Genomic DNA, 10,291 nt, shown 5'->3' with positions numbered 1-10,291 from the left:
CGCGTGTGCATCTCGCTCGACGCCATGGGCGGCGACCACGGGCCCTCCACGGTCGTGCCCGGTGCGGCGCTGGCCCGTGAGCGCCATCCCGAGACCACCTTCCTGATGTTCGGCGACGAGGCGGTGATCGCCCCGCTCGTCGCCAAGGAACCCCGGCTCAGGGACTGCGTCGAGATCCGCCACACCAGCGTGGCGGTCGCGATGGACGACAAGCCGAGCCAGGCGGTGCGCCAGGGCCGGGGCAAGTCCTCCATGTGGCAGGCGATCCAGGCGGTGCGCGACGGTCAGGCCCAGGCTTGCGTGTCGGCCGGCAACACCGGCGCCCTGATGGCGATGTCGAAGATCTGCCTGAAGACCATGTCGGGCATCGAGCGTCCGGCCATCGCCTGCCTGTGGCCGACCGTGCGCGGCGAGAGCGTCGTGCTCGATGTCGGCGCCACCATCGGGACGGATGCCGAGCACCTCGTCGAGATGGCCGTGATGGGCTCGGCCATGGCGCGGATCGTGTTCGACCTCGAACGGCCCACCGTCGGCCTGCTCAACGTCGGCACCGAGGAGATGAAGGGCAACGAGGCGGTCAAGGAGGCCGCACGGATCCTGCGCGAGTTGGAGAATCCGGGGCTGACCTACCACGGCTTCGTGGAAGGCACGGATCTCGGCCGCGGCACGGTCGACGTGGTGGTGACCGAAGGTTTCACGGGAAACATCGCCCTCAAGACCGCCGAGGGCACCGCCAAGCAGATCGGCACGTATCTCCGCGCCGCCATGACCCGGACGCTCGCCGCCAAGATCGGTGCGCTGTTCGCCCGGCAGGCGTTCCGGGCGCTGAAGGACAAGATGAACCCGAGCCGGGCCAATGGCGGCGTGTTCCTCGGCCTCGAAGGCATCGTCATCAAGAGCCACGGTTCGGAAAATGCGCAAGGGTTCGCCGCCGCCGTCGATCTGGCGCACGACATGGCCCGCCACGACATGATCCGCACGATCCGCGAGATGCTCGACCAGACGGCGGCCCTGGCGCCGGCGTAACGCCGTGCAGGATGGAAAACGGATTGCTCCGGCATCACACGCAACGGTCGTGATGTCGGAGCCGTCCGGGAAGGACAGAGATGGCAACCCTCCGCACTGACCCCGAACAGAGCCGGCGCACGCCCCCGCTGCGCTCGGTGGTGGTCGGGACCGGCTCGTGTCTGCCCGAGACGGTGGTGACGAACGCCGCCCTCGCCGAGCGGGTCGACACCTCCGACGAATGGATCGTCCAGCGCACCGGGATCCGCCAGCGCCACATCGCCGGGCCCGGCGAGACCACCTCGGTGCTCGGGACCCGGGCCGCCCAGGCGGCGCTCGACGATGCCGGGCTGACGGGCGACGACATCGACCTCGTGATCTGCGCGACCTCGACGCCGGACCATACGTTCCCCGCGACCGCCACGCAGATCCAGGCGGCGCTGGGTATCCACCAGGGCGCGGCCTTCGATCTCCAGGCGGTCTGCGCCGGCTTCGTGTTCGGGGTCTCCACCGCCGACAAGTTCCTGACCACCGGGGCGGCCCGCCGGGCGCTGGTGATCGGCGCGGAGACGTTCTCGCGGATCCTCGATTGGGAGGACCGCACCACCTGTGTGCTGTTCGGCGACGGGGCCGGCGCGATCGTGCTGGAGGCCCGCGCGGACGCGGAGGGCCGCGGCGTGCTCAGCACGAGTCTGCGCTCGGACGGGCGGCACCGCGAAAAGCTCTACGTCAACGGCGGACCGGGCTCCACCGGCACCGTCGGCCACTTGCGCATGGAGGGGCGCGACGTGTTCCGCTTCGCCGTGGGCCAAGTCACCGACGTGATCGTCGCGGCGTTCGCGCAGGCCGGCCTCACGGCCGACGACCTGACGTGGTTCGTGCCCCATCAGGCCAACCGGCGGATTATCGAGGCCTCGGCCGACAAGCTCGGGATCGCCCGTGAGAAGATCGTGCTGACGGTGGATCGGCACGGCAACACCTCGGCGGCCTCGATCCCGCTCGCCCTCGACGTGGCCCGGCGCGACGGGCGCATCCAGACGGGCGATCTGGTGATGATCGAGGCGATCGGCGGCGGCTTCAGCTGGGGGGCGGGGCTGATCCGCTGGTGACGCTTTCGGTGTCAGCCCGAAACAATTCGATGCGCCCGCGCGGTTGACCGGGGGCGGAGCGCCGATTAGCGTGCCGGATCATAGGGATACGTCTTCAGCGTCGAGTGCGGCTCAGTTTGCTGCGCCCGACGCCGTGGGACGAAAGACGCGGGCGAGGGGACACGGCATGGCAGGCAAGACGGTGACGCGCGCCGACTTGAGCGAGGCCGTCTACCATCAGGTGGGCCTGTCGCGGACCGAGTCGGCCGCCCTCGTCGAGACCGTCCTCTCGGAGATCTGCAGCTGCCTGGCTGGCGGCGAGACGGTGAAGCTGTCCTCGTTCGGCTCCTTCGTGGTGCGCAGCAAGGGCAAGCGCGTCGGCCGCAACCCCAAGACCGGGGTCGAAGTGGCGATCGAGCCGCGTCAGGTGATGGTGTTCAAGCCCTCGAACGTGCTCAAGGCCAAGATCAACGGCCTGAACGGCGCGAACGGTCACGACGACGACGACGACGACGATTGAGTTTTTTGCACGCTCCGTTGGAGGCTTGCAGATCCACACAACGCCGGGCAGCTCAAGCGCCGGCGCGGGGATTGTGAACCCCTCGCCCCGCTTGCGGGGAGAGGGCCGCGCCTTCCCCTTGTCGGGGAGCGCGGCGAGGCGGCAGCCGGGGGTGAGGGGGAACCTTCGCTCAGGCCTGAAATATTTGACCATTCAAGCCGTCGGAGGAGAGGTCCGGTGAGCGCGGACAAGCGCAACGCCGTCGAGGACTACCCGACCAGCGGCGGCAGCGCGGATGCCCCGTCCGGCACCGCGGTGCGGGCGACGTTCATCGTCATGGCCAGCAGCGCGTAGTAGCCGTTGATGCCGGTGAGATCGATCACGCCCTGCTCGCCGAAGCGCGCCAGCGCACCCGCGTAGCTGGCATCGCTCACCGCATGGTTGTGCGTGAGCTCGGTCGAGAAATCATAGGCCAGCGCCTCGTCGGCGCTCATCGTGTCGGGACGGCGTCCTTCGGCGAGCGCCTGCGTGGTCTCGGGGGCGACCCCGGCCTTCAGGGCGATCGGCTGATGGATCGCCCACTCGACCGGCTGGCTCCAGGCCCGGGCGACGATCAGGATCGTGAACTCGCTGATGCGCAGCGGCAGGGCGCTGCCGTAGCGCAGGTACAGCCCCATCCGGCTCGCGCACAGCATCAGTTCGGGGCTGCGCAGGAGCGGCACGAACGGACCGAAGACCGGTACGCCGCGCTCGGCCTCGAAGGCCGCCGCGGCCTCGGCCTGCGCCGGCGTCAGCCCGTCGGTCGGGATCGCCGGCATGCGATCCGCGCTGTCCTGCTCCCCGGCCATGACCGTCCCCCACGTCCCGCGCCGCAGCATGCTCTGGATTTCCGGCCCCACTGCGCCTAGACCATTCAGGCTCGCCGGCACGACCTGCGCCCGGACCGGATTGCGCTCCCCAGAGCGCTCTCTGCCGAAGTGGATGCCGGTTCGGCGCAAGTGAGCGCGTCAAACACAAAGACTCATAGCCAGCGAGGCTTACGGCTTTGGCCCTCCCCGTCAACGATCGCCGGCGCATCATGCTGCTCACGGGCGCGAGCCGGGGCATCGGTCACGCCACCGTCAAGCGCTTCTCTGCCGCGGGCTGGCGGGTGATCACCTGCTCGCGCCACCCCTTCCCGGAGAACTGCCCCTGGGAGATGGGCCCCGAGGATCATCTCCAGGTGGACCTCGCGAGCGCGCAGGACACGATGCGTGCCGTCGAGGAGGTCCGGGGCCGGCTCGGCGCCGAGGGCGGTGTGCTGCACGCGCTCGTCAACAATGCCGGCATCTCGCCGAAGGGTCCCGACGGCGCGCGTCTCGGCGCGCTGGCCAGCGATTTCGACACGTGGCAGCGGGTCTTTCAGGTCAACCTGTTCGCCACGATCCTGCTGGCCCGTGGCCTGCGCGACGAGCTCGCCCGGGCCAGGGGCTCGGTCGTCAACGTGACGTCGATCGCCGGCTCGCGGGTCCATCCCTTCGCGGGGGCGGCCTACGGCACCTCCAAGGCCGCGCTCGCCGGCCTCACCCGCGAGATGGCCGCCGATTTCGGGCCGCTGGGGGTGCGGGTGAACGCCATTTCGCCGGGCGAGATCGACACCTCGATCCTGTCGCCCGGGACCGAGAAGCTGGTCGAACAGATCCCGCAGCGTCGGCTCGGCACGCCCGACGAGGTCGCCAAGGCGATCTACTTCCTGTGCACCGAGGCCTCCTCCTACGTGAACGGGGCCGAACTCCACATCAACGGCGGCCAGCACGTTTGACCGGAGCCTGTGTCCCCTGGAGCGTGGCCGCGGGTCACGCCGCGCGACCGGGACGGCAGAGCCGGTCGCTCCTCCTGGCCCTGATCCTGTGCGCGGGCTCCATCGCCGAGGCGCGGGCGGAGCCGGTCATTCGGGTCCTCGACCTGCCCTTTACGGTGCGGGTGCTGCGCGGGCCCCGCAGCGAGATTGCGGTTTCGGTCGCGACCTCGGGGCTGCTGCCGATCGCCGGCGCGAAGGTCGGCCATGACGCGGGCGACGAGGAGAGCGCACCGGTCGCCGTGGTCTGGGGCGACGAGGGCGGCGCCGTGCTCACGCTCGCGAACGGCACAGTCACGGTCAAGCCGATCGGGCGCGAGGCCGTGGACGGCTTGAGCGCCGCCGAGACGCCGCGCGGCGCCCTGCCGGGGACGCGGCGGGCCCTCTCAGGGCCCTTGAGCGCCTATCTCACCGGGCGTACCCGCGCCCCCGACGGCAGCGAGGCCGCCGCCGTCCTGACGATCCGCGAACGCCAGCCGATGGCGGTGAGCACCGATCCGAAGCCCGTCCCGGTCGCCACCAGCACGGTACCGGCGGGTGGCGATGCGGTGTTCGCACCGCTCCGTCCGCGCCTGCTGCGCCTCGCCGGCCGCCCGGCATTCCTGGCCGCGACCCTATCGGGTGCCGGTTCCAGCGGCCTCGCGCTGATCACGCATCCGACTGCGGAGGCGAGCTGGACCGTCGCTGCGCGCACGCCGCCGCAGCCGGGGCCGCCGCTGAAGATCGCCGGCATCGCCGAGTTCGCCGGATCCGGGATGCTTCAGGCCGCGACGGTCAGCGCGAGCGGCCGGCTTCAGCTCTGGACGCTGCAACCCGACCGGATCGAGGCCGGCGCCGAGGCCACGGGCTACGCGGCCGGTGACGGCGATTCCGATCTCGCGGTCACCGCACCGGCCGGAGGCGCCTCACCCGAGCTGGTGCTGCCGGTGGCGGGGCGTCCCGAGATCGCCCTCGTATCCGCGAAGGGCGCCCTGCACGAGCGCCTGCGCGTGACGCTGCCCGCGCCCGCCACGAACGGGATCGTGATCCTCGGCGAAGGCCCGGCGGCGCGGCTGCTGGTCGGCCTCGCCGATGGGCGGGTGGCGGTCGTCGCACCCGACGGGGGGACACCGTGAGCGCAGACCCCGAGAGCCGCTTGTTTCCCGCGCGGCCCTTCGTGGGCGCCTCGATCGCGGTGATCCGGGACGACCGGGTCCTGCTGGCAGCGCGGGCCAACGAGCCGATGCGGGGCGTCTGGACGCTGCCGGGCGGCCTCGTGGAGGCCGGCGAATCCCTGGCCGAGGCGGCGTTGCGCGAGCTGTCCGAGGAGGTCGGCTTGGGTGCGGAGGTGGTCGGCGTGCTCTCGCCCACCGAGATCATCGTGCGGGACGAGGCCGGTCGTGCCCGGCATCATTACGTCGTCCATCCGCACGCCGCCCTCTGGCACGGCGGCGAGCCCGTGGCGGGCCCCGAGGCGCTCGGCACCCGCTGGGCGACGCTCGGGGAGATCGCCACCCTGGAGACCACGCCGGGCCTGATCGACACCCTGCGCGAGGCCTTCGCGCGCGTCGCGGCCCGGAACGGGGAGGCGACGGCGTGAGGCGACCGGTCACGCTCCTGTGCCTGCTCGCACTGCTCGCGGGGACGGCCCTCACACCGGTGCGGGCTCAGCAGCGCTCCGGGCGGACGACGGCGCCGGCAAAGGAAGCCGCGAAGGAGGCGCCCAAGGACTCAAACGCCCCCGCCGACAGTCCCGCCCCTTACGACCGCGACCTGATGCGCATGTCCGAGATCATCGGGGCGCTCGCCTTCCTGCGCGGCCTGTGCGCGGCGCCGGACGCCGCGGACTGGCCGGCCCGCATGAAGGCGCTGATCGAGTCCGAGGGTGTGACGCCCGCCCGCCGCGACCGGCTGGCCGGCGCCTACAATCGGGGCTACCGCGGCTATGCGCTGACCTACCGGGTCTGCACCCCGGCCGCCCACGAAGCAGCCGCCCGCTACGTCGCCGAGGGCGACAGGCTGTCGCATGCCCTGGCCGGGCGTTTCGGGGGCTGACACAGAGGGGTGATGTATGCGCGACACACCCCACCGTGATGCCGGCGAAGCATCGGATTTGAGTCCTCGCGTTAACCGATCCGAAATTCCCGGCTGGCCGAGCCGCCGGGACCCGCCTATCATCCGTTGGTCTACCGGGTCCCGCACCCGGCGCAACGGAAGTATCGGGTCATGCAGCACATCTCTCACACCGCTCCTCTCGAGGTCGATGTCGAGGAGAAGCGCGTCGCGCTGAGTTATGTCTCGGAGGCCTTCGCGGAAGGCTGTCTGGACGGGCTCGACGGAGACTGCATGGCCCAGGCCGCCCTGTTCGCGGCCTTTCAGGAACTGGTGATGACCTACGGCGAGGAAGCCACGGCCCGCTACGCGGAAGGCTTCCCCGAGCGCATCCGCGGCGGTGCCTTCACCACGACCCTGCAGCACTAGAGCGTCAACCCGCGGACGGAACGTCGGTTCGGCGCAGGAGAGCGCCTACGGTCAGAGGCCTGAAGCCGTGAACGATTGCAACGCGATCGGGCGCGGCTCCGGGCGATGATCCCTGGACTGGATCCCTGGACTGGATCCCGGGCCGCGTTCCCGGACGGTTGAGGCGCGGACAGGCAGCGACTACCTCCCGGCTGCGCGGTCCAGAACTCGCCGGAGCCGCGCCGTCGCGGAAGGAATTGCCTGCCATGCCCGTCGCCCTGCTACCGGACCGCGCCCTCGTCACCGTCACCGGGCCGGACGCCGCCGCGCTGCTCCAGGGCGTGCTGACCTGCAATGTCGAGACGCTCCAGGATTCAGAAGCGCGCCTCGGGGCCCTGCTGGCGCCGCAGGGCAAGATCCTGTTCGACTTTCTGGTGTCACGCGTGCCGGACGGCTTCCGGTTCGACGTGCAGGTGGACCGTGCCGCGGATCTGGCCAAGCGCCTGACGCTGTATCGCCTGCGCGCGCAGGCGACGATCGCCGCCGACCCGACCGTGGCGGTCGCGGCCGTCTGGGATGGCGTTGTCCCGGCCGCCGCCGAGGCGGTGGCCGATTCCCGCCACGCCGATCTCGGCGCCCGGCTGTACGCCGCCGAGGGCGCCTTTTCGGCCGACGCCGCGGAAGCCGATTACCATGCGCACCGGATCGCGCTGGGCATCCCCGAGGGCGGGCGCGACTATGCATTCGGCGACGCCTTCCCGCACGAGGCGCTGATGGACCAGCTCGGCGGCGTCGACTTCCGGAAGGGCTGCTACGTCGGCCAGGAGGTGGTGTCGCGGATGCAGCACCGGGGCACGGCCCGGACCCGTATCCTGGCGGCCACCTACCCGGACGGCGCTCCCGCACCGGGCACCGAGATCACGGCAGCCGGCAAGGTACTGGGCACCACGGGCAGCGTCGCGGATCAGCGCGGCCTCGCCCTGGTGCGGCTCGACCGTCTCGGCGATGCGCTGGCCGCCGGGGAGACGCCGCGGGCCGACGCGCAGCCGGTGCGGCTGGAACGGCCGGGTTACGCGACCTTCGCGATGCCCGAGGCGGCTGCGAGCCAAGCCGGATAAGCTGGGGCGGCCCGATTCAGCCGGTGGCGTTCTGCTCCTGTTCTCGTTAAACCGGTCCGATGTTCGAGACCGGCCTGATCGACCATCCCGATGGCTGCGCCCGCTGCTGGTGGGCGGGCCTCGACCCGCTCTACGTCGCCTATCACGACACCGAATGGGGCGTGCCCGAGCATGACGGCCGGGCGCTCTACGAGAAGCTGATCCTCGACGGCTTCCAGGCCGGGCTCTCGTGGATCACGATCCTGCGCCGCCGCGACGGGTTTCGCGACGCCTTCGCGGGTTTCGACCCGGAGCGGATCGCCTGCTTCACGGAGGACGACGTGGCGCGGCTGATGCAGGACACGCGCATCATCCGCAACCGTGCCAAGATCGTCGGGACCATCGCGGGCGCCCGGGCCTGGCTTCGGATCGAGGAATGCGGTCCGGGCTTCTCGCGCTTCCTCTGGGACTTCGTGGACGGGCAACCGATCCAGGGCAGCGCCCGGAGCCGCGCAGAGATCCAGACCGAGACGCCGGTCTCCCGGGTGATCGGAAAAGCCCTCAAGGCAGAGGGTTTCTCGTTCTGCGGGCCGACCATCGTGCATGCCTTCATGCAGGCGGTGGGCATGGTCAACGACCACCTCGTCGGCTGCCACCGGCACGGGCCCTGCGCCGAACTGGGAGGGGCGCCTTGACCGCTCCGGCCCCTCGCGCGTGGCAGCGGATGCTCTCCGGCCGCCGCCTCGACCTCCTCGATCCGGCACCCCGGGACATCGAGATCGCCGACATCGCCCATGGGCTCGCCCGGGTCGCCCGCTGGAACGGCCAGACCCGGGGACCGCACGTCTTCTCGGTGGCCCAGCACAGCCTGCTGGTTGAGGCCGCCGGCCGCCACCTCGCCCCTGGCTGCACCGAGACCGAGTGTCTGGAGCTGCTGCTCCACGATGCGCCGGAATACGTCGTCGGCGATATCATCTCGCCCCTGAAAGCCGTGATCGGCGATGCCTATCGCGGCGTCGAGCTGCGCCTGCTCGACGCCATGCGCCGCCGCTTCGACCTGCCCGCCCCTTCCCCTGCCCTCACCCGCCTCGTGAAGCGGGCCGACCGGGCCGCCGCCCATCTGGAGGCCGTGCGGCTGGCCGGATTCGCGCCGGAGGAGGCCGAGCTCTATTTCGGCGGACCGGCGGATCTGCCCGGAGGCGTGGTCGCCCTTGTCGAGCCCTGGCCCACCGCCGAGGCCGAGGCGCGGTTCCTGGCGCGGTTCCACGCGTTGCGCCCGCAGTGACGGACGAGCCCGCCTTCGATCCGTCACGATCGCGAAGCACTGCGCATCCACGATGCCGAAGATCTACGTCTGTCCGCTCTCGCGCCTGCCCGAGACCGTCGCCGCCACCGGCGCGAGCCATGTGCTCACGCTGATCAATGTCGGGACGCCGCTCGAGCGGCCCGCCTTAATCGCCGCCGACAACCACGCCGTCATCGGGGTCAGCGACATCGCGGAGCCGCGGGACGGACACGTTTTGCCGGCTGAGGAGCATGTCGCCGGCATTCTGGCCTTCGCCCGGACCTGGCCACGGGAGAAGCCGCTGGTGGTCCATTGCTATGCCGGGATCAGCCGCTCGACGGCAGCAGCCTATATCGCAACGTGCGCCCTGGCGCCGGAGCGCGACGAGGGCGCGATCGCCGATGCCTTGCGGGTGGCCTCTCCGTCCGCGACGCCCAATCCCCTGTTCGTAGCCATCGCCGACCGGATGCTGGGACGGAACGGCCGCATGGTGGCGGCCGTGGCGCGGATCGGCCGCGGGGCCGACGCCTTCGAGGGTGTGCCGTTCTGCCTGGCGCTGACATGAGTTAGGTCCCGGTGTGGCGGAAAGGCCGCCGCGCCGCTCCAAAACAGTCCGGGGCAGCCCGGTGTACTGGTTCCCTGGGTTGTAGCCCTGGGGGCGGGCGCCGTAGAATTCGGTTCAGAGGAAGTATCTGGGATGAGTGCGAGCAGACCCGAGGTGGCCCCCGCCGCCGGCGACCTGCCCTTCGAGAAGGCCTTGGAGCAGCTCGAGGAAATCGTGCGCCGGCTCGAACGGGGTGACGTGCCGCTCGACGAGTCGGTGGCGATCTACGAGCGCGGCGAGGTGCTGAAGAAGCACTGCGAAGCGCTTCTCAAGCGCGCCGAGGCCCGGATCCAGCGGATCACCCTCGGCTCCGATGGGCGGCCCGAGGGCGTGGCCCCACTCGATATGTCCTGAGGCTCGGGCGTAGAACCGATCCCGTCCGATAGAGGTTGATACCGTGGCGATTACCCCCGAGCTGAGCGCGCTTCTCGACCGTA

General features: G+C 70.9%; 14 protein-coding genes. 13 read left to right on the top strand and 1 reads right to left on the bottom strand.

Features of this window, described 5'->3' with window-relative positions:
• The 3 genes from plsX to OXS49_RS31095 all read left to right on the top strand — a co-directional run.
• A partial coding sequence (gene plsX, locus OXS49_RS31105; protein ID WP_267428441.1) for a phosphate acyltransferase PlsX occupies positions 1–1,026 on the top strand: 1,026 nt, incomplete at its 5' end.
• An 80-nt stretch (positions 1,027–1,106) separates the two neighbouring features.
• Positions 1,107–2,114: a beta-ketoacyl-ACP synthase III gene (locus OXS49_RS31100; RefSeq protein ID WP_244005970.1), complete on the top strand. Its 1,008-nt coding sequence runs from the start codon at positions 1,107–1,109 to the stop codon at positions 2,112–2,114.
• Between the two features lie 166 nt (positions 2,115–2,280).
• A complete protein-coding gene (locus OXS49_RS31095; protein ID WP_244005969.1) occupies positions 2,281–2,613 on the top strand; it encodes an integration host factor subunit alpha in 333 nt (110 codons plus the stop codon).
• A gap of 248 nt (positions 2,614–2,861) precedes the next feature.
• Here the strand turns inward: OXS49_RS31095 and OXS49_RS31090 are convergent, their stop codons facing one another.
• Positions 2,862–3,470 (bottom strand): carboxymuconolactone decarboxylase family protein, encoded by a 609-nt coding sequence (locus OXS49_RS31090; protein ID WP_267428440.1) that lies wholly within the window; start codon positions 3,468–3,470, stop codon positions 2,862–2,864.
• Positions 3,471–3,670: 200 nt separating this feature from the next.
• Between OXS49_RS31090 and OXS49_RS31085 the strand changes: the two genes are divergently transcribed.
• The 10 genes from OXS49_RS31085 to OXS49_RS31040 all read left to right on the top strand — a co-directional run bounded on the left by OXS49_RS31085 (position 3,671) and on the right by OXS49_RS31040 (position 10,208).
• Positions 3,671–4,393: an SDR family oxidoreductase gene (locus OXS49_RS31085; protein WP_244006123.1), complete on the top strand. Its 723-nt coding sequence runs from the start codon at positions 3,671–3,673 to the stop codon at positions 4,391–4,393.
• A gap of 23 nt (positions 4,394–4,416) precedes the next feature.
• Positions 4,417–5,544, top strand: coding sequence for a hypothetical protein (locus tag OXS49_RS31080; protein WP_267428439.1), 1,128 nt, complete (start codon positions 4,417–4,419; stop codon positions 5,542–5,544).
• Positions 5,541–6,008 (top strand): NUDIX hydrolase, encoded by a 468-nt coding sequence (locus tag OXS49_RS31075; RefSeq protein ID WP_267428438.1) that lies wholly within the window; start codon positions 5,541–5,543, stop codon positions 6,006–6,008. Before OXS49_RS31080 ends, OXS49_RS31075 begins: the two co-directional genes overlap by 4 nt.
• Entirely contained in the window at positions 6,005–6,463 is a 459-nt protein-coding gene (locus OXS49_RS31070; protein ID WP_267428437.1) for a TIGR02301 family protein, read from the top strand. The genes OXS49_RS31075 and OXS49_RS31070 overlap by 4 nt, the downstream gene beginning before the upstream one ends.
• 171 nt (positions 6,464–6,634) lie before the next feature.
• Complete coding sequence (locus tag OXS49_RS31065; protein ID WP_160534062.1) at positions 6,635–6,889, top strand: hypothetical protein; 255 nt, start codon at positions 6,635–6,637, stop codon at positions 6,887–6,889.
• A 245-nt stretch (positions 6,890–7,134) separates the two neighbouring features.
• The gene (locus OXS49_RS31060; RefSeq protein ID WP_267428436.1) at positions 7,135–7,986 is read left to right on the top strand and encodes a folate-binding protein; all 852 of its coding nucleotides are present in this window, start codon (positions 7,135–7,137) and stop codon (positions 7,984–7,986) included.
• Between the two features lie 59 nt (positions 7,987–8,045).
• Positions 8,046–8,660: a DNA-3-methyladenine glycosylase I gene (locus OXS49_RS31055; RefSeq protein WP_267428435.1), complete on the top strand. Its 615-nt coding sequence runs from the start codon at positions 8,046–8,048 to the stop codon at positions 8,658–8,660.
• A gap of 29 nt (positions 8,661–8,689) precedes the next feature.
• On the top strand, positions 8,690–9,250 hold the full coding sequence (locus OXS49_RS31050; RefSeq protein ID WP_267428442.1) for an HD family hydrolase: 561 nt from the start codon (positions 8,690–8,692) through the stop codon (positions 9,248–9,250).
• Between the two features lie 52 nt (positions 9,251–9,302).
• On the top strand, positions 9,303–9,815 hold the full coding sequence (locus OXS49_RS31045; RefSeq protein WP_267428434.1) for a tyrosine phosphatase family protein: 513 nt from the start codon (positions 9,303–9,305) through the stop codon (positions 9,813–9,815).
• Between the two features lie 132 nt (positions 9,816–9,947).
• Entirely contained in the window at positions 9,948–10,208 is a 261-nt protein-coding gene (locus OXS49_RS31040) for an exodeoxyribonuclease VII small subunit (RefSeq protein WP_012320922.1), read from the top strand.
• Positions 10,209–10,291 lie beyond the last annotated feature (83 nt).

It is taken from the genome of Methylobacterium sp. GC_Met_2 (assembly GCF_026540795.1).
GTDB lineage: Bacteria > Pseudomonadota > Alphaproteobacteria > Rhizobiales > Beijerinckiaceae > Methylobacterium.
The sequence above is the reverse complement of the archived record's forward strand: the minus strand, read 5'-3'. Positions and strand labels throughout refer to the sequence as shown.